Annotated in this window: 14 protein-coding genes and 1 tRNA gene; 9 read left to right on the top strand and 6 right to left on the bottom strand. The window is 45.8% G+C overall.

Going from position 1 to position 19444, the window contains the following annotated elements:
* Positions 1-828: 828 nt before the first annotated feature.
* The 3 genes from Xmir_RS02805 to glyQ all read right to left on the bottom strand — a co-directional run bounded on the left by Xmir_RS02805 (position 829) and on the right by glyQ (position 4073).
* Positions 829-905 (bottom strand) — tRNA-Pro (locus Xmir_RS02805).
* A gap of 180 nt (positions 906-1085) precedes the next feature.
* Positions 1086-3155, bottom strand: coding sequence for a glycine--tRNA ligase subunit beta (glyS, locus tag Xmir_RS02800; RefSeq protein ID WP_099112932.1), 2070 nt, complete (start codon positions 3153-3155; stop codon positions 1086-1088).
* A 9-nt stretch (positions 3156-3164) separates the two neighbouring features.
* The gene (gene glyQ, locus Xmir_RS02795) at positions 3165-4073 is read right to left on the bottom strand and encodes a glycine--tRNA ligase subunit alpha (protein WP_047963903.1); all 909 of its coding nucleotides are present in this window, start codon (positions 4071-4073) and stop codon (positions 3165-3167) included.
* Between the two features lie 207 nt (positions 4074-4280).
* Here glyQ and Xmir_RS02790 point away from each other — a divergent pair, with 207 nt between their 5' ends.
* Both Xmir_RS02790 and Xmir_RS02785 read left to right on the top strand, forming a co-directional pair.
* A complete protein-coding gene (locus Xmir_RS02790; protein ID WP_208620380.1) occupies positions 4281-4847 on the top strand; it encodes a DNA-3-methyladenine glycosylase I in 567 nt (188 codons plus the stop codon).
* Positions 4848-4951: 104 nt separating this feature from the next.
* Positions 4952-6208, top strand: a complete 1257-nt coding sequence (locus tag Xmir_RS02785) for a valine--pyruvate transaminase (protein WP_099112930.1) — start codon at positions 4952-4954, stop codon at positions 6206-6208.
* A 358-nt stretch (positions 6209-6566) separates the two neighbouring features.
* Here the strand turns inward: Xmir_RS02785 and Xmir_RS02780 are convergent, their stop codons facing one another.
* Positions 6567-8225 (bottom strand): putative transporter, encoded by a 1659-nt coding sequence (locus Xmir_RS02780; protein WP_099112929.1) that lies wholly within the window; start codon positions 8223-8225, stop codon positions 6567-6569.
* A 501-nt stretch (positions 8226-8726) separates the two neighbouring features.
* Here Xmir_RS02780 and Xmir_RS02775 point away from each other — a divergent pair.
* Positions 8727-9074 (top strand): YceK/YidQ family lipoprotein, encoded by a 348-nt coding sequence (locus Xmir_RS02775; RefSeq protein ID WP_167385927.1) that lies wholly within the window; start codon positions 8727-8729, stop codon positions 9072-9074.
* A gap of 59 nt (positions 9075-9133) precedes the next feature.
* Here Xmir_RS02775 and Xmir_RS02770 read toward each other — a convergent pair whose 3' ends face one another.
* On the bottom strand, positions 9134-10423 hold the full coding sequence (locus Xmir_RS02770) for a YidR family protein (RefSeq protein WP_099112927.1): 1290 nt from the start codon (positions 10421-10423) through the stop codon (positions 9134-9136).
* Between the two features lie 133 nt (positions 10424-10556).
* On the opposite strand from Xmir_RS02770, the gene Xmir_RS02765 reads away from it, so the two are divergent.
* Entirely contained in the window at positions 10557-11174 is a 618-nt protein-coding gene (locus tag Xmir_RS02765; protein ID WP_099112926.1) for a trimeric intracellular cation channel family protein, read from the top strand.
* A 114-nt stretch (positions 11175-11288) separates the two neighbouring features.
* Here the strand turns inward: Xmir_RS02765 and ligB are convergent, their stop codons facing one another.
* Entirely contained in the window at positions 11289-13088 is a 1800-nt protein-coding gene (gene ligB / locus Xmir_RS02760; protein WP_099112925.1) for an NAD-dependent DNA ligase LigB, read from the bottom strand.
* A gap of 305 nt (positions 13089-13393) precedes the next feature.
* On the opposite strand from ligB, the gene gmk reads away from it, so the two are divergent.
* From gmk to recG, 5 genes are all read left to right on the top strand, one after another.
* Positions 13394-14017, top strand: coding sequence for a guanylate kinase (gene gmk / locus Xmir_RS02755; RefSeq protein ID WP_099112924.1), 624 nt, complete (start codon positions 13394-13396; stop codon positions 14015-14017).
* 54 nt (positions 14018-14071) lie between these two features.
* Complete coding sequence (rpoZ, locus tag Xmir_RS02750; protein WP_099112923.1) at positions 14072-14347, top strand: DNA-directed RNA polymerase subunit omega; 276 nt, start codon at positions 14072-14074, stop codon at positions 14345-14347.
* Between the two features lie 18 nt (positions 14348-14365).
* Complete coding sequence (spoT, locus tag Xmir_RS02745; protein WP_099112922.1) at positions 14366-16480, top strand: bifunctional GTP diphosphokinase/guanosine-3',5'-bis pyrophosphate 3'-pyrophosphohydrolase; 2115 nt, start codon at positions 14366-14368, stop codon at positions 16478-16480.
* 5 nt (positions 16481-16485) lie between these two features.
* Complete coding sequence (gene trmH, locus Xmir_RS02740; protein ID WP_244170837.1) at positions 16486-17241, top strand: tRNA (guanosine(18)-2'-O)-methyltransferase TrmH; 756 nt, start codon at positions 16486-16488, stop codon at positions 17239-17241.
* Between the two features lie 99 nt (positions 17242-17340).
* Positions 17341-19422 (top strand): ATP-dependent DNA helicase RecG, encoded by a 2082-nt coding sequence (gene recG, locus Xmir_RS02735; RefSeq protein WP_099112921.1) that lies wholly within the window; start codon positions 17341-17343, stop codon positions 19420-19422.
* The last annotated feature ends 22 nt before the right edge of the window (positions 19423-19444 follow it).

Here is a 19444-nt window from a genome sequence, read left to right as displayed (position 1 = left end):
TGTGATGTTCATTGTGTCTTAGCCAGCCCAGAGTTTTCTTCCTTAATGCTACTGTCCCAGCTCGTTTTATTGTTTTTCGTTTATCAATTAAGCAATTGTTACGCCTGACGTCAACATAATCACACATAACGCCAGAAACATCAGAAGAACATAAAAGAAAAAAATTTTTAACAACAATGGTTAAAAAATATGACAGAAAGCACACAAAATAGGCAAATCTGCTATAAGTTAACCCAATAGAAAGAATTAATCTCTGGCGATTATAGTTTTGAATTTGTGACCAGTTACTTAAATAATGAGCAACAAAGCTTATAAAAAAGGCGGGAATACATAAGATACAAAGATGATCTACTCAAGAGAAATGATCAAAATACAAACAACTAAAGCAAACTTCCACACATTACTTGCTAAATTAACAGTTTTCACCATTAATTTGGCTTATTAACATAAAATCCATAGAGCAACATCATTATTCCTTTATTCTCATCTTTTTCTTTAATTATCAGTATAGTGATTACACGGGCAACTAAAATTCAATGCTGATTTTGATATGATCATGGAAAAAAATAATTTTATTCCTTTATCAATAACACATTCCCGTGCAGAGAAAGTGCAGGTGACTTACTACGCCATCATGGAGATCCATTTGACGGGATATTGTACAGTCTCAAATGGAAGGATTAACACTGGCTTCTGCCGACAGTGTCTTTTCGGAATATGGAATTCGATTAATTAATGCCAGACAGTAAGATAAATAAGAAAGTATGAAAAAAATTTACTTAATACATAAGAAAAAACCCCGTTCATAAGAACGGGGTTTCTGAATGCTGGTCGGCGAGAGAGGATTCGAACCTCCGACCCACTGGTCCCAAACCAGTTGCGCTACCAAGCTGCGCTACTCGCCGAAAACGAAGCGCATCTTACTGCCAGCGCTGCAAACCGTCAATACCTTTTTAAAGATAAGTGTTTATTTGATGATAATCCATCCAAAACACGCACGTTGTCACATCTTCGTCACATATTGCAGACAACAAAAAGCCCCGCTCTGATTGGCGAGGCTTTACGTTAAACCAATAAATCAGATATTACTGGAGCAATGAAATATCCGCTACACGCAAGAACAGATCGCGCAGTTCACTTAACAGCGTCAAGCGGTTGACCCTAACTTGGCTATCTTCATCCATGACCATCACGTTGTCGAAGAACGCATCCACCACTTCATGCAGAGAAGCCAATTCAACCAGCGCATCCTGATAGTTGCCTTCGGCAAACAAAGGGGCCAGTTTTTCTTTCAATACGACCAGATGTGTTGCCAGTTGGATCTCTTCTGCTGCTTTCAATACGGAAGCAAGAACCGCGTCATTCAACTGTTCTTCTGATTTTGCCAGAATGTTGGAAACACGTTTATTGGCAGCAGCGAGAGAAACCGCTTCATCCAGAGTACGGAAATGCGTAACCGCTTTCATGCGAGCATCAAAATCTGCCGGCTGAGTCGGACGACGCGCCAGTACCGCTTGAATGGTATCTACACTATAACCTTGCTCTTGATACCACGCGCGGAAACGACCGAGCATAAACTCAATAACATCAGTCACCACTTTTTCGTTGGTCAGCTTATCACCGTACAGACGCACCGCTTCTTCCGTCAAAGTCTGGAGGTCGAGAGGCAATTTTTTCTCAACGATAATGCGCAGAACACCCAGTGCCGCACGGCGCAGAGCAAACGGATCTTTATCCCCTTTCGGATGCTGACCAATACCGAAAATCCCTGCCAACGTATCCATTTTATCTGCAATGGCAACCGCACAGGAAACCCCGGTAGATGGCAATTTATCCCCCGAGAAACGCGGCTGATACTGTTCATTCAGTGCCAATGCAACATCTTCGGCTTCTCCGTCATGACGAGCATAGTGCATCCCCATGACGCCCTGCGTATCGGTGAACTCGAATACCATGTTGGTCATCAGGTCACATTTGGACAATAAGCCCGCGCGCGTCGCATGATTGACATCAGCACCGATTTTTTCAGCAATCCAGCCAGCCAGAGCCTGAATACGATCCGTTTTGTCACGCAGTGTGCCCAGTTGTTTCTGGAACAGTACAGTTTCCAAACGCGGCAGGTTATCTTCCAGACGCTGCTTACGGTCAGTCTTGAAGAAAAACTCTGCGTCTGCCAGACGTGGACGAACAACTTTTTCGTTACCTGAAATGATTTGCTGAGGATCAGAAGATTCAATATTGGTAACAAAAATAAAGTTCGCCATTAATTTGCCCGCTTTGTCATAAACCGGGAAATATTTCTGGTCGCCTTTCATGGTATAAACCAGCGCTTCCGCAGGAACTTCAAGGAATTTTTCTTCGAATTTCGCGGTCAGCACGACCGGCCATTCCACCAGAGAAGTCACTTCTTCCAGCAAACTGTCACTCAGATCAGCCACACCACCAAGCTGCATCGCTGCGTGCTCTGCATCACGCTTGATTATCGCCTTACGGGCTTCGTAATCGGCGATAACCCGGCCACGCTCCTGCAAAATAGCCGGATATTGTTCTGCCTGCTCGATGGAGAATTCCGCTTCACCCATAAAACGGTGACCACGAATAATGCGATCGGATTTGATACCCAGAATTTCGCCTTCGATTACTTCGCTGCCCAGCAGCAGAGTCACCGTATGCACCGGACGAACAAATTGAGTTTCTTTATCACCCCAGCGCATTAATTTAGGGATCGGCAATTTGCTCAGAGAGCTACTCACCATATCCGCCAGCAGCTCTTTTGCTTCACGGCCTTTGACCTGAGCGCGATAAAGCAGCCATTCCCCTTTGTCCGTAATCATGCGTTCAGCCTGATCAACGGTGATACCACAACCACGTGCCCAACCTTCCGCCGCTTTGGTGGGTTTGCCTTCCGCATCGAACGCCTGAGCAATCGCAGGGCCACGTTTTTCAACTTCGCGATCAGCCTGTGCCGCAGCTAGATTTTCCACTCTCAACGCCAAACGACGAGGAGCAGCAAACCAGCTAACTTCACCATGACCCAGATTGGCGTTTTTCAGTTCTGCTTCAAAATTGGCCGCAAAGGATTCAGCCAGTGAACGCAGCGCCTTTGGTGGCAGCTCTTCTGTGCCGATTTCCACAAGGAAAGTCTGTTGAGTCATGATGGCCTCTTATTTTTTGTTACACATAGGGAAGCCAAGCGCCTCACGGGAGGCATAATAAGCTTCAGCAACTGCTTTGGTCAGGGTACGGATGCGCAGGATATAGCGCTGACGTTCAGTCACAGAAATTGCTTTACGGGCATCCAGCAAGTTGAAGGTATGGCCGGCTTTTAGAATACGCTCATAAGCCGGCAGTGGCAGCGGAGTCTCCAGTGCCAGCAGTTCCTGTGCTTCTTTTTCGTATTGCTCAAAGCAGGTAAACAGGAAATCAACATCGGCGTGTTCAAAGTTGTAAGTAGACTGCTCAACTTCGTTCTGGTGGTAAATATCGCCATATGTGGTTTTACCCAGCGGGCCATCGCTCCATACCAAATCGTAAACACTGTCTACGCCCTGAATGTACATCGCCAGACGTTCCAGACCATAAGTAATCTCGCCGGTCACTGGCTTACACTCAAGACCGCCAACCTGCTGGAAGTAAGTAAACTGGGTCACTTCCATGCCGTTCAGCCAGACTTCCCAGCCCAAGCCCCAAGCACCTAAGGTTGGGTTCTCCCAGTTATCTTCAACAAAACGGATATCGTGAACGGTAGGATCAAGTCCCAGCTCTCTCAAGGAACCAAGATAAAGCTCCTGAATATTTTCCGGAGAGGGCTTGATGATAACCTGAAATTGATAGTAGTGCTGGAGGCGGTTCGGGTTTTCACCATAACGGCCGTCAGTTGGACGACGGGAAGGTTGCACATAAGCTGCTGCAATAGGTTCTGGCCCCAAAGCACGCAGACAGGTTATAGGATGAGAGGTCCCAGCGCCGACTTCCATATCCAGTGGTTGGACAATGGTACAGCCTTGACGCGCCCAGTAATCCTGTAATGTCAGGATGATTCCCTGAAAGGTTTTGGTATCAAACTTTTGCATGTTGAATCCGCACGCGATGCCTATGAATTTAAACGAAAGCAATCAGTATACCCTTTGACTGTAAGATATACAGCTCTGATCGCCTCTCAATTTTGCCGCAATATAAAAAAATCTTATTCAAGCCACTTTACTTGTATATTTATCCAGTTATTATTAGTGCAATTATTAATCACCACCTGAGGGGAAGTTCGATTCATGAACAAGGAAATGATTCGCTGCGGTTGGGTTACATCTGATCCTGAATATCTGGCCTATCATGACAATGAGTGGGGTAACCCACTGAAAGATAACAGGCAGCTTTTCGAACTGATTTGCCTTGAAGGGCAACAGGCGGGGTTATCATGGCTCACTATCCTGAAAAAACGGGAAGGTTATAGAAAGTGCTTCCATCAGTTTGATCCCGTCAAAATAGCCAAAATGGATGACACCGATGTCGAGCGGCTAATGCAGGAACCCGCTATTGTGCGTCACCGCGCCAAAATCAGTGCAATTATTCATAATGCCCGTGCTTATCTGCAAATGGCCGAACAAGGTGAAGATTTCAGCACATTTATCTGGCGCTTTGTCGACGATTCTCCCCAAGTTAATCACTGGAAAACGCTGGCAGACGTTCCTGTCAAAACCGTCACTTCCGATGCACTTTCCACGGCTCTGAAAAAACGGGGATTTAAGTTTATTGGTAGTACTACCTGCTATGCTTTTATGCAGGCGGCAGGTCTGGTAAACGATCACCTCGTCAATTGCCTGTGCCGGAAATCAGCGCACGAAAGATAGCAACAAAGATAGCAACATAGAATACCCATATTTCCCGTTGCACCCTAGTAATGAGCGGGGTATGGTGTCTTTTTCTCATACAAAAAACAGACGAAAACACCGTTATGAAATTTTCGCAATTCGGAAACAAATTTACGCAAGATTCGGGAATTACCCGTCTGATGAATGATTTGAACCAAGGTCTGAGAACACCTGGCGCAATTATGTTAGGAGGGGGTAATCCAGCACATATTCCTGAAATGGATGAGTATTTCCAACAAATATTGGCTGATATGGCGTCGAGCGGTCAATTGAGCGAGACCCTATGCAACTATGACGGGCCACAGGGGAAAAACACCCTGATAACAGCCTTGGCTCTGGAGTTACAAGAAAAACTCGGTTGGGAGATCCACCCACAAAATATTGCCCTGACCAACGGCAGCCAAAGTGCCTTTTTCTATCTGTTCAACTTATTGGCTGGTCGCGCTGAAGACGGTTCAATGAAGCGCGTTTTGTTTCCTCTTGCACCAGAATATATCGGTTATTCTGATTCGGGGCTGGATGAAGGGTTATTTGTCGCCAATAAACCCAATATAGAACTGTTACCTAACGGTCAATTCAAATACCACGTTGATTTCGACCACCTCAATATTTCTGAAGACATCAACCTGATTTGTGTTTCCCGCCCGACGAACCCAACGGGCAACGTTATCACCGACGAAGAATTACTGCGTTTGGATGGACTGGCTCAACAACATCAAATCCCTCTGTTGATCGACAATGCTTACGGTGTGCCATTCCCCGGTATTATCTTTAGTGAAGCGACCCCTCTGTGGAATCCAAATATCATTCTGTGCATGAGCCTGTCTAAGCTTGGCCTGCCGGGTTCCCGCTGCGGAATCATCATTGCCAATGAGAAAATCATCAATGCAGTCAGTAACATGAATGGCATTATCAGTCTGGCTCCGGGTGGCGTTGGGCCGGCTATCGCGCTGGAAATGATTAGGCGCAATGATCTGTTTCGCCTATCGCAAGAAGTCATTAAACCGTTTTATAAGCAGCGAGTTGACAACGTAATTGAAATCATTCGTCGCCATATACCGGAAGATCGTTGTCTTATCCATAAACCGGAAGGCGCAATATTCCTCTGGCTCTGGTTCAAAAACCTGCCAATCACGACAGAAGTGCTTTATCAACGGTTGAAAAAGAGAAACGTACTGATGGTGCCGGGGCATTTCTTCTTTCCGGGGCTGGAACATCACTGGCCTCATGCCCATCAATGTATGCGTATGAATTATGTGCCTGACGTGGAAAAAATCGAAGAAGGTATCCGCATTCTGTCCGAAGAGATAGAAATAGCCCATAAAGAAGCTGAAAGCTGAGTAACGCAGGAAACAGAAATACAATAAAAAAAAGCTCCCTCATTTAGGGGGGAGGGAGCAAGATGATAACGAGGACTTTTACCTGCGAACAGGACAGTAGTTATTAGAATCCCAATAGAATTCTTCACACACGATTAGGAAAGGAAAACAATCCTTGTTTATACACCTTCCCTGAACTGAGTATATTTAACCAGAAAAATATTTATATAATGGCTTGAATAAGCAGGGATTTTTTACTTTAAATCACCTCTACTATCTCAAATTAAGGCCAAATTTGAATGGTCAGTCCATATTCTGTGATCTAAAGCACACTTAATGAATTGAGTAAGTATACTTAAGTAGTTAGCATCGATTTAAGTCATAGTGCCCAGAAAATAACAGCCAAAATTTGGGGCGACATAATCCTTAAAAACATCGCCAATGGATAAACCGTCGCATACGACAACGAAGCTGCCCCGCTGTTACTGTGAATGGCATTGGCAAAAGCCAGCGCTGGGGGATCGGTCATTGACCCTGCCAACATCCCACACAAGCTAAGGTAATTCATTTTGGCAACAACGCGTGCCAGCAAGCTCACGATCAATAAGGGCACTATCGTTATCAATACCCCATAGCCTATCCATGCCAACCCTTCCCCATGCACCAGTGTATTAATGAAATTGCCACCGGATTTCAGCCCGACAACCGCAAGAAACATGACAATCCCCAATTCACGCAGTGCCAAATTCGCGCTGGGAGGCATAAACCAATAAAGTTTACCAATCGTGCCAATACGCCCCAAAATCAGTGCAATCACCAAAGGTCCACCTGCTAACCCAAGACGTAAGGCAGCGGGAAAACCAGGAATAAACAACGGAATGGAACCCAGTAAAATTCCCAACCCTATTCCAATAAATACGGGCAACATCTGAACTTGCTGGAGTTTTTGCTGCGAGTTACCCAATAGCCTTGTGACGGCTTCTACAGATTCAGGACGCCCGACAATATTCAGGATATCGCCAAACTGTAAGCTGGCATTATTACTGGCAACCAGTTCAATGCCTGCACGATTGAGACGAGTGACAACAACATCATATTTCTGTTTTAGGTTGAGCGACCCAATTCGTTGACTCAGTACCTCGTCATTCGTCACTACCACTCTGACCGATTGGAGAATGCTGTTTGAGGTAGACAACGACACATCAACTTCTTCCCCAATCACCAGCCGGACTTGGTTCAATTCTTCCCGCTGCCCTACCAGATAAAGCAAATCTCCATTCTGGATCACCGTTGTCGGCTGAGGCACCATCAATAATTCACCGCGTTTCAAGCGGGAGCACACAACGTCATCACTGTTAAGCAAGGGAATATCTTGCATCATTAACCCATCCAAATTCGGATTACGCACAGCAATATTCATTGTCTGGAGCATTTCCCGACTATGGTTGTTTTGGATATCAAACGCTTTGGCTTCCCGCTCAACACTAATTCTGAAAAAAAGACGTACCAGCCACATAACCAACAAAATACCGCAAATTCCCATTGGATAAGCCATGGCATAGCCCATGCCCATTTGACTGACAAGTGAAGGTTCTGACCCCAAATCCACCAGAATTTGCTGACCCGCTCCCAACGATGGGGTATTTGTCACTGCCCCGGAAAAAATCCCTAAAATAATCGGCAAAGGCACATCAAACAATTTATGAATAATAGCTGCAACCAAACCGCCAATAATGACAATCAGGAGAGCAAACCCATTTAATTTAAGGCCAGAAACCCGTAGGGAAGAAAAGAACCCCGGCCCGACCTGAATACCAATAGTATAAACAAATAGAATTAAGCCAAATTCCTGAATGAAGTGCAGCATGTCATTGCTGAGTGACAGCGAATATGTCTGGGCAAAATGGCCGACAATAATCCCACCAAACAAAACGCCGCCAATTCCAAGACCAACACCATATATTCGCCAATTACCTATCCATAACCCTAATGCGGCAGCCAGTGCCAACAAGCTCATTGTCAGTGCAATATCACTCATGACTCGCTTCCTTTACCAAAGGTTAACATTTGGGAAGTTTGTCGCTTTTCCCTTATGCTGTATAAATACCAACACTATTAATTAAATGTTGGCATGAATTAACAGGAAGGTATGTGTCTTAAACCACATATTACATGTTTTTTTCATCTTTATTGGCCACGTTTCATTCAGGGCGAGTTTTTATTTTCCAATGAGTCGTCCATACCTCATTATTCAATAAACATTGCACTAAATAGATTTTATTTATTGCTAACAAATTGGAGGGGATAAATATTTTCCCTTCCTGAAGGGCAGTTATAAAACAAAATTAAAATTTCCGTCACAAAAAATCATTAAATTTAATGACAAATGCTATAGCAAACTGAATATTACCTGACTATAGTAAATAGTATTAAGGGGTAAACTGTATTCAAGGTTTATCTTCATGCTTTGGAAAAGTGGCGTTAAAGAGCAAATAGTATTTAAACATTGGCAAATTAACTCATTGAGATCATGGAAACGATGAAAAACCGTAAGATGCTTCCATTATTATGTACCACATTGGGATTACTACTTGTCACAGGCTGTTCCAGCATTATGACACATAGTGGCCCCTATCAAGGTTATTATTCTGGAGCGAAAGCCAACATTGACATGTTAAAAGATGACAAAACCGGGTGGGTCATGAAACCTCTGGTCGCGATTGATCTTCCATTTTCTGCCTTTCTGGACACGTTCCTGCTTCCTTATGATTATGCCCGTTCCGATCAAAATAGCGCTGAGCAATCGCCTAAGCATCGTATCGAGCAACTGGAGGAAAATTCAACTTCTATGCTGTTAGATCCCAACATCGTGATTAATGGAATATAGATGCTATTTATTTTCCTTAATAACCATTAACCAGCAATGCGATTGCAATCATATTTGTTTCAACAAATGCCGGTTTCAACCACAAATATTTGTCGGTATCCATCGATATCACGCATAAAAGCAACATAGCGATCATTCGGTGATATCACTATTGCATCTGCGGAGGGAGCTTCGTCAGTACGCTCCGTCAAACGCCGCATTTCGCCATTCTGACTATCACAAAGCATGACACTATTGTCACAGACACAGGCAATAAACCACCCACGGCTATCCCAGCTAAATGCAGATTGTATGCTGTTATGACTGTGGGTTATCTGCATTGGCTCACCGCCCTTTGGGGAAATATGCCATAACTGGATAATTCCCTGTTCATCTTTCATCAGAAAACCGATTTTGCTGCCATCCGGCGATGACCTTAGCCAATGACGGGGCACATTCACAACACCCGGCCAACGTTTATCATGCGTGAAGGTCAAACGTCGCTGTTTCACCCCCGCTGGCGGAGCAGGTAATGTTGTTTCAGTTCCGGTCAAAGGCTGATGACCTGCAATGGCGTAATCGCCATCATTTTCAGGCAGATCAACAAGATAAATTTCAGCTATTTTTTCACCATTTTCGGCGCATGTATCCCCAATAAACGCCAATGCCCAGCGCTGCTGTTGACCATTATCTTTGAGATATCCCTGCTGCCCAATCCATCCCTCTTCATAAGCCCGATTAATATCATCACTTCCGGGACACGGGTGCGCGGTAGTCTGGCTAACAACAACTGAAAAATAGTTACCGTCATATTCTCTCGGATGTTTTTTTGCTGAAATAACGGCACTTAATGGAACTGCCACCGCAACATTACGTAAATCGAGAGCAGGATCTAATTCATGTATTACATGATCGTTATAGGTGAAACTCAAACGGCTGCCATCTGGACTGAAAACATGAACATGCGTACCGCCACGCAAAGCCCCCGCAGTATAAGGTGGGGTAATGTCCATCGCATCAATGTTAACCGCTATGTTCAGCAGAGTATCTGAGACAATCACACCACGACGATGGTGAAAGTCATACTGCCAATGTGCATCAGGTTTTTCTGGGCCATGAATAAAAGCATAACGAGTCGGCTCCTGAGGACTTACAGTCACCACACCGACATGAGCACCATTCTGTGCCTGATAGATAATTTCAGTCTGCCCGTTATCAACATGAATTTTTTCTATCGTTAAGCCTGTAAAAGATGCACCATCAGGGCGAACATCGTATACCAGCCATTGGCTATCAGGAGTCCAGATATTTATATTAGTTATCTGATGGCTACGATTGTCGCATGTAATCTGACGTTCCTTTAAAACCATTTTCCTGCCTTATCTTGCGAGGTTTCGGATAATAAAAACTAATTTTATTCAGCTTCAACTAAAAAATTTCAGTCGAGACGTTATTGTTTCAACAGTACTCTTTACCTCTACGTTATTCCAGTTGATTAAATTTATGCTACTCAGTGTCCTTTATATCATTGGTATTACGGCTGAAGCCATGACAGGCGCATTAGCCGCAGGTCGTCGAAAGATGGATGTATTCGGCGTTATCATTATTGCTTCCGTGACGGCCATCGGTGGTGGTACCGTTCGCGATATTATTCTGGGCCATTACCCTCTCGGCTGGGTAAAAAATCCAGAGTATATTGTGACCGTTGCTTGTGCTGCTGTGTTGACTATCTGGGTTGCGCCCATGATGAAACACCTACGCCGTTTATTTCTCATTCTTGATGCGATTGGTTTAATTGTCTTCTCCATCATTGGTGCACAAATTGCGTTGGAGATGCACTACAGTCCTATTATCGCCGCCATTGCTGCCGTAATTACCGGCGTTTTCGGCGGTGTACTGCGCGACATGTTCTGCAATACCATTCCGTTAGTATTTCAAAAAGAGATCTACGCAGGCGTCTCTTTTGCCGCCGCCTGGCTCTATATCGCCTTACTGCATACTCCACTGCATCCGAATAGCGTGATCCTGATTACACTGATTGCAGGATTAACAGCTCGGTTAATTGCTATCCGTTATCGCCTTGGTTTACCTATCTTCAATTATGATGGGTCAGACCACTAGCAACCACGAGTAAATAGTATCATTAGTAAATAGTTCATGGACGTTTGGGGCAACCCCTTTGCCCCTGCTTAATCCCCTTTCCGACCTAATTGCCCTCCTATTTAATCCCTTTTCCTACTGAATCCCCTGTAAAGCTAAAGTATGAATCAGCGCCTTAATCTCCGGGTGTTGTAGAAAAGCCGCGACCTTTTCTCTCTGTTTTGCCGTTAACGATTTTTTCCCATTCGGATGTAATAACGGCTCTTCCCACTGCCAACCCATTTTATCCGTAAAACGATTGGCATAAGGCAGACCGATGGCTTCACGCCATAATGAAAGTGGCTGTAACTTTGCCTGCTGGAATTGGGAAAAGAGCAATTCCGCACGCTTAACGCCAATATTCGGCACGCCCTCAAGTTGTTTTCTATCCAGCACCAACCAATCCGATAAGTTTGCCACCAATCCACTTTTTACCAGAGCAGACCACGTTCCTTGTCCAATGCCTTTCATTTTCAACTTTTCCCCAAGCCATGTCAGACGGGCAATAAGCTGTTGTTGACAATATTGTTGGTTCATATCATTCATATTGTTCGTCTGGTTTAACGCAAGGCAACTGAGAGAATGATAATTTTGTTCATCAGGCGGTCGGATATCAGAATGTTCCGCAATGCGCCACACCACCTTATCGAGTTTTGGGATACCATGCCCGGCCAGCGCCACCGTGATTTTATCGCCCGGATGAACATTCCACTGTTTCCAACGCCTGACAGATCCGATATTGACACGGCTGACTTGCCGATCATCTAACCTGACTGTCTCCAGTTCTAATACAACGGAGATTCTCCCTGTCCGACCTATCGTGAAATCAACATTTTTTACCGTTGTCATTTGCTGCCTTAATGGGTATTTCCATGCAATAGCCCAGCTGCTTGAGCCTGCTCGCCATTGTCGGCCTGTAGGTTCAACTTCCTGTCGCAAGACAACACCATCTGTAGCAAAAGGGAGAGGTTGCACAAAATAATCTTTCCACCTCTTTTCGGCCTCTTCTGCGGTAGCAACGGGGTGGCTATATTGTTGTGTAAGGGGAAATCCCATTGCTGCCAATCGTTCTAACTTGACCGACATTTCATTTGGCCCGTCCGGCCAGCCCCAGATAAAGACGCCTATTTGCTCAAGTTCCGGTGTCGGTATCTTTCGCATCATTAACCCCGCAACTTTGCTGCGTGCACCTTGACTGCCCGCAACAGATTGCTGGTGCTCCTCCTGCTGCCAAAAAAGCTCACCTTGCAATACCAAGCGTTCCGGTGCATTTTTTATCTGCTTAGGGATACTGGAAATAAATGGGCTTTTATCCATCCAGTCTGTTCCTTCTATGCCATCCCCACGGCTGATTAATCGCACTAAGTCGCCTTTTTCGTAAACCAGAGTAACCGCAACCCCATCGACTTTGGGTTGCAGCCAAACCCCTTCTCTCCCCTGCAACCACTGGCGAATCTTGTGTAATTCTTTCAGCTTATTTAAACCTGTGTGCTGGACAGGATGAGGCTGTTTTTCCTCTTGTAAACCGGCGGCCGTGGGAGTTCTGATCGTGGGAGTTCTGATCGTGGAAGTACTAAAAGCAGAAACAGTAAGAGAGTTGTCCGTTACCTGATTTAAACAACCCTGCCAAAATGCGAGGGTTTCCAGTAATTGATCATAAATTTCATCATCTATTTCACTCACACCCTTTTGGCGATAGAGATAATCCCATTTCGCCACCTGCTGTGTCAGATGTTCTATTTCAAGTTGCAGCTTTTCTTGTGGCCACTTTTTTTCCTGTGCCCATCTTTTTTCTTGTGCCCATACCGCGCAATCTGCCTGAGTGGCAAATGCCATAGGCGTGCTAAATAGTAGTATCCCTACTGTTATGAAAAAATTGATAAGAAAGTTAAGCATCCTTGCTCCATAGATTCCTGAAAACGAACAAAGAATAAAAAACAGGATGATTTTTACCAAGATGGAAAAGACAGGTTTGCGAAGCATTCCGAAAAATAAATATCTAATTTCTGCAACCATTTATTTTTTCTGAAATTGTTCCGCAAAATTAACTCGTAACATCAGTTTGTTAAGAAAAAATTTTGTTGAAATGTCCGTTGGCATGTATTGTAACGCTGCATGGATTGACGTATCCGTGTATACTATGTGGGATTTTATATTCCTGCGCTTGCATTTATTTATACCCAATCAGTCAAGAATTCATCATGAACCAAGGAACGTTATATATTGTTTCTGCGCCGAGTGGAGCAGGCAAATCAAGCCTTATTCAGGCCTTATTAAAAACTCAGCCTTTGTATGACACTCAGGTTTCTGTTTCACATACGACGCGCCAAGCTCGTTCAGGCGAAAATCATGGTGAACATTATTTTTTCGTCGCAGTAGATGAATTCCAAAATATGATCACGCATGATGAATTTTTGGAATATGCCTGTGTTTTCGGTAACTATTACGGAACATCCCGAAAAGTCATCAAGGAGACACTCGCCAGCGGGGTTGATGTTTTTCTTGATATTGACTGGCAAGGTGCACAGCAAATCCGTCAGAAAATGCCCGCCGCCCGCAGCGTTTTCATTCTTCCGCCTTCTAAGGAAGAGTTGCTCCGTCGCTTACGGGGACGTGGTCAGGACAGCGAAGAAGTTATTGCCAAGCGAATGGCTCAAGCTGTCGCGGAGATGGAACATTACAACGAATATGATTACGTCATCATCAACGATGATTTCAATACGGCACTCGCCGATTTACAATCTGTTATTCGTTCTGAGCGTCTACGATTAGATCGTCAGGCGCAGCGGCATGATGCCTTAATCAGCAAATTATTGGCAGACTGAACCAAGTTTCAGTATTATGCCCAGTCATTTATTTATCTGTGGAGTAGCACACATATGGCACGCGTAACTGTTCAAGACGCAGTAGAAAAAATTGGTAACCGTTTTGACCTGGTGTTGGTCGCTGCTCGCCGAGCACGCCAATTGCAAGCAGGCGGCAAAGATCCTCTCGTTCCAGAAGAAAACGACAAGATGACTGTTATCGCTCTGCGTGAAATCGAGCAAGGCCTTATCAACAATAAAATTCTTGATGTTCGTGAGCGTCAGGAACAGCAAGAACAAGAAGCCGCAGAAATCAAAGCCGTTTCTGCCATCGCTGAAGGTCGTCGTTAATTTTACGGTAGGTCTGCCTTGTATCTGTTTGAAAGCCTGAATCAGCTGGTTCTGAAATATTTGCCTGAAGATCAAATCGATCTGCTAAAACAGGCCTATGTTGTTGCACGGGATGCCCACGAAGGGCAAACCCGTTCCAGCGGTGAACCATACATTACTCATCCTGTCGCTGTTTCCTGTATTTTGGCCGAAATGCGCCTTGACCATGAAACACTCATGGCAGCACTTCTGCACGATGTTATTGAAGATACGCCAACGACGTTTCAGGATATAGAACAGTTATTTGGCACGGCCGTCGCCGGATTGGTGGAAGGGGTATCCAAACTGGATAAACTGAACTTCCGAGACAAAAAGGAAGCTCAGGCCGAAAACTTCCGCAAAATGATCATGGCAATGGTGCAGGACATCCGCGTCATTTTGATCAAGCTGGCAGACCGCACACACAATATGCGGACCCTTGGCTCCCTGCGTCCCGATAAACGGCGGCGCATTGCGAGGGAAACGCTGGAAATTTATAGCCCTTTGGCCCACCGTCTGGGGATCCATCACCTGAAAACGGAGCTGGAAGAGCTTGGGTTTGAAGCCTTGTATCCCAACCGTTACCGCGTCATTAAAGAGGTCGTCAAAGCCGCCCGCGGTAATCGTAAGGAGATGATCCAAAAAATCTTGTCGGAAATTGAAGGCAGGTTAACGGATGCTGGCATTGAGTGTACTGTCAGTGGTCGCGAGAAACATCTCTACTCCATCTATCGTAAGATGCACCTGAAAGAACAGCGTTTCCATTCCATCATGGATATTTACGCTTTTCGGGTCATCGTCAATAATCTTGATACCTGCTACCGCGTACTGGGGCAAATGCACAGCTTATATAAGCCCCGCCCCGGCAGAGTAAAAGATTATATTGCAATCCCTAAGGCCAACGGCTACCAATCTCTGCATACTTCTCTTATTGGCCCGCATGGGGTTCCTGTTGAAGTCCAGATTCGTACTGAAGATATGGATCAAATGGCGGAAATGGGGGTTGCGGCACACTGGGCTTATAAAGAGCAGGGAGAATCCGGTACAACCGCACAAGTCCGTGCTCAACGCTGGATGCAAAGCTTGTTGGAGCTTCAACAAAGTGCCGGCAGTTCTTTTGAGTTTATTGAAAGCGTGAAATCTGATTTGTTCCCCGATGAGATTTACGTTTTTACCCCTGAAGGGCGAATTGTTGAATTACCCGCAGGAGCGACTCCTGTCGATTTTGCCTATGCCGTCCATACAGATATCGGCCATGCCTGCGTAGGCGCACGTGTTGATCGTCTGCCATATCCTCTTTCACAGACGCTGAGCAGTGGGCAAACTGTCGAAATCATCACAGCACCCGGTGCACGTCCCAATGCTGCATGGCTGAACTTTGTCGTCAGTTCCAAGGCACGCGCTAAAATCCGCCAGTTACTGAAAAATCTGAAACGGGATGATTCTGTTGGGCTCGGTCGCCGTTTGCTCAACCATGCACTGGGTAACGGAACAAAAATCACCGACATACCACAGGAAAATATCGACAAAGAGCTGGCAAGAATGAAGCTTGCAACTTTGGATGATTTACTGGCGGAGATCGGGTTGGGCAATGCCATGAGTGTGGTTGTCGCTCGTAATTTATTACTCGGCACATCGGATAAAGAGTCAAACAACAACGGCAATACGGCTCGTAAGCTACCTATCAAAGGCGCTGATGGCATCCTGATTACCTTTGCTAAATGTTGTCGCCCAATTCCGGGTGACCCGATTATCGCTCACATCAGCCCGGGAAAAGGGTTAGTAATCCATCACGAATCCTGCCGCAATATCCGTGGATATCAGAAAGAACCGGAAAAATTCATGCACGTAGAGTGGGATAAAGATATCAATAGCGATTTTATTGCCGAAATTAAAGTTGATATGTTTAACCATCAAGGCGCTCTGGCAAATCTGACCGCTGCTATCAATGATGCAAACTCCAGCATTCAAAGCATGAATACAGAGGAAAAAGATGGCCGCGTTTATTGTGCTTTCATCAGGCTGACGACCAAAGACCGTATCCAGTTGGCAAATATCATGCGTAAGATACGTGTAATGCCAGATGTAATGCGAGTCAGCCGTAATCGAAACTAGAGGTTATGAATCCTAAACGTTACGCTCGCATTTGCCAGATGATGGCAATGCGTCAACCTGACCTGACGATTTGTTTAGAAGAAGTTCACAAACCCCATAACGTGTCCGCTGTTATCCGTACTGCGGATGCGGTTGGCATCCACCAAATCCATGCCATTTGGCCCACAGAGCAATTAAGAACCCAGCTCGCTTCTGCGGCGGGCAGCAACAGTTGGGTTCAAGTCAAGACACATTCCACTGTCGAGCAAGCCATTCAGCAATTTAAATCCGATGGTATGCAAGTGCTGGCAACTCATCTTTCTGATAAAGCCGTCGATTTCCGCCAAATTGATTACACTAAACCTACCTGCATTATTATGGGGCAGGAAAAAAAAGGTATTTCAAAACAGGCTATCGCGTTGGCAGATCATGACATTATTATCCCGATGGCAGGCATGGTGCAGTCACTGAATGTTTCCGTCGCATCTGCCTTGATCCTGTATGAAGCGCAACGGCAACGCCAACTGGCGGGCATGTATCAGAGAGAAGAAAGCACACTGCCCGAAGAGGAACAGCAAAAACTGCTGTTCGAAGGAGGATATCCCGTTTTGGCTGTGGTTTCCCGGCGCAAGGGTCTGGAACAACCATTGATTGATAAACAAGGGCAAATCATCGCAAGTGAATCGTGGTGGGCAGCAATGCAGGCAACGGCTGTACCCTCTATACCCAATGGATTTCAAGATGCAGCGCGGCAGCAAGGAAATGAGTCCCCGGGAGCATAGCTCACTATGTGACTGGGGTGAATGAGCGCAGCCAACAAAGCGGTAACTTGAAAGACGACAGGTATACAAGGAAATAACTCACACCGACGGAGACATCACATGAAAGGCCAACTACTTGATGCCATCCCCTTAACCACTTTGCATGGTGTTGGAGCCAATCAGGTCACTAAGCTCGCCAAATTAGGGTTGGTCAATCTACAGGATTTACTGCTACACCTTCCCCTGCGTTATGAAGATCAAACCCGTCTGTACACTATTAATGAGTTACTACCTGGCATTTATGCTACGGTAACGGGTAAGGTATTACATTCCAATGTCGTTTTTGGACGCCGGCGTATCATGACCTGCCAAATCAGTGATGGCACCGGCATATTGACCCTGCGTTTCTTCAATTTCACCGCCGCCATGAAAAATAATCTGGCCGAAGGAAAGCACGTGGTTGCCTATGGTGAAATTCGTCGTGGGAATCAAGGGCCGGAGATCATTCATCCTGAATATAAGATTCAGCAACACGCCAATCGTGTTCAGTTGCAAGATACATTAACGCCCATCTATCCCACAACAGAAGGGGTGCGCCAAACAGCACTGCGCAAGTTGATCGATCAGGCATTAGAGATATTGAAGACCTGTGCCATTAATGAATTGCTGCCGGAAGAATTCAGCCGGAAGATGATCAGCCTGCCCGATGCGTTGTATACGTTGCATCGTCCTCCACCGGATATCTCCCTGACTGATTTGGAGAATGGCCGACATCCGGCTCAACGCAGGTTAATTCTGGAAGAGTTGCTGGCACATCATTTAAGTATGCTGGCAGTCAGGGCTGGAACTCAGCGCTTTCACGCCCAGCCGCTCACAGCGGATAATTCACTGAAACAACAGCTTCTCAGCCAATTGCCGTTCTCACCCACTGGGGCACAAGCCCGGGTCGTTGCAGAGATAGAGCACGATCTGGAAAAAAACGTTCCCATGATGCGTTTGATACAAGGCGATGTAGGATCGGGAAAAACACTGGTGGCGGCTTTGGCCGCCGTTCGCGCCATTGTTCACGGCAAGCAGGTTGCGTTAATGGCACCCACGGAACTGCTGGCAGAACAACATGCCAATACTTTCCGCCAATGGCTTGAACCCCTCGGTATTCAAGCCGGCTGGCTGGCGGGCAAGCAGAAAGGCAAGGCGCGTCAGGCACAGCAAGAGGCGATTGCAAGTGGTCAAGTCAGCATGGTTGTTGGTACTCACGCCATGTTTCAGGAGCAAGTTAAGTTCGCGGGATTGGCACTGGTCATCATTGATGAACAGCACCGGTTTGGCGTTCATCAACGCCTTGCATTATGGGAAAAAGGCCGCGAGCAGGGCTTCCACCCTCATCAGTTGATCATGACCGCAACCCCTATTCCACGCACTTTGGCAATGACTGCCTATGCGGATCTGGATACATCCATTATTGACGAACTCCCGCCAGGGCGAACGCCTGTAACAACAGTTGCCATTCCTGATACCCGCCGAAACGACATTATCCAACGCATAAAAAGCGCCTGTCTGGATGAAGGACGCCAAGCTTACTGGGTATGTACGCTGATTGAAGATTCTGACGTTTTGGAAGCACAAGCAGCACAAGCAACCAGTGAAGAACTGGCACAGGCATTACCGGAACTGAAAATTGGCTTGGTGCATGGGCGAATGAAACCCGCAGAAAAACAAAACATCATGGCATCTTTCAAACAGGGGGAATTGCAATTGCTGGTTGCCACTACCGTCATTGAAGTCGGTGTTGATGTGCCGAATGCCAGCCTGATGATCATCGACAACCCCGAACGTTTGGGATTGGCTCAATTACATCAGCTTCGTGGGCGTGTCGGGCGTGGAGCCGTTGCTTCACACTGTGTTCTGCTCTATAAAACCCCACTGACCAACACGGCCAAAATACGCCTGCAAGTTTTACGGGATAGTAATGATGGTTTTGTGATTGCCCAGAAAGACTTAGAAATTCGGGGGCCGGGTGAATTACTCGGTACGCGCCAAACGGGTAATGCTGAATTCAGAATCGCAGATTTATTGCGGGATCAAAATATGTTGCCTGAAGTTCAACGCATTGCCCGTTATATCCACCAGCACTACCCTGAACATGCTAAAGCGTTAATTGAACGCTGGCTGCCGGATCGCTCACAATACAGCCATGCCTAATGTAATTCATCCAATAAACAGT

Source organism: Xenorhabdus miraniensis (assembly GCF_002632615.1).
Note: the sequence above shows the minus strand (reverse complement) of the source record. Positions and strands in the feature narration are given on the sequence as shown.

Coding starts and splice junctions, on each gene's coding strand:
- Xmir_RS02785 (WP_099112930.1), top strand. CDS start 4,952: ATGAAATTTTCGCAATTCGGAAACAAATTTACGCAAGATTCGGGAATT.
- rpoZ (WP_099112923.1), top strand. CDS start 14,072: ATGGCACGCGTAACTGTTCAAGACGCAGTAGAAAAAATTGGTAACCGT.
- Xmir_RS02780 (WP_099112929.1), bottom strand. CDS start 8,225: ATGAGTGATATTGCACTGACAATGAGCTTGTTGGCACTGGCTGCCGCA.
- glyS (WP_099112932.1), bottom strand. CDS start 3,155: ATGACTCAACAGACTTTCCTTGTGGAAATCGGCACAGAAGAGCTGCCA.
- trmH (WP_244170837.1), top strand. CDS start 16,486: ATGAATCCTAAACGTTACGCTCGCATTTGCCAGATGATGGCAATGCGT.
- Xmir_RS02770 (WP_099112927.1), bottom strand. CDS start 10,423: ATGGTTTTAAAGGAACGTCAGATTACATGCGACAATCGTAGCCATCAG.
- gmk (WP_099112924.1), top strand. CDS start 13,394: ATGAACCAAGGAACGTTATATATTGTTTCTGCGCCGAGTGGAGCAGGC.
- glyQ (WP_047963903.1), bottom strand. CDS start 4,073: ATGCAAAAGTTTGATACCAAAACCTTTCAGGGAATCATCCTGACATTA.
- Xmir_RS02765 (WP_099112926.1), top strand. CDS start 10,557: ATGCTACTCAGTGTCCTTTATATCATTGGTATTACGGCTGAAGCCATG.
- Xmir_RS02775 (WP_167385927.1), top strand. CDS start 8,727: ATGAAAAACCGTAAGATGCTTCCATTATTATGTACCACATTGGGATTA.
- recG (WP_099112921.1), top strand. CDS start 17,341: ATGAAAGGCCAACTACTTGATGCCATCCCCTTAACCACTTTGCATGGT.
- Xmir_RS02790 (WP_208620380.1), top strand. CDS start 4,281: ATGATTCGCTGCGGTTGGGTTACATCTGATCCTGAATATCTGGCCTAT.
- ligB (WP_099112925.1), bottom strand. CDS start 13,088: ATGCTTAACTTTCTTATCAATTTTTTCATAACAGTAGGGATACTACTA.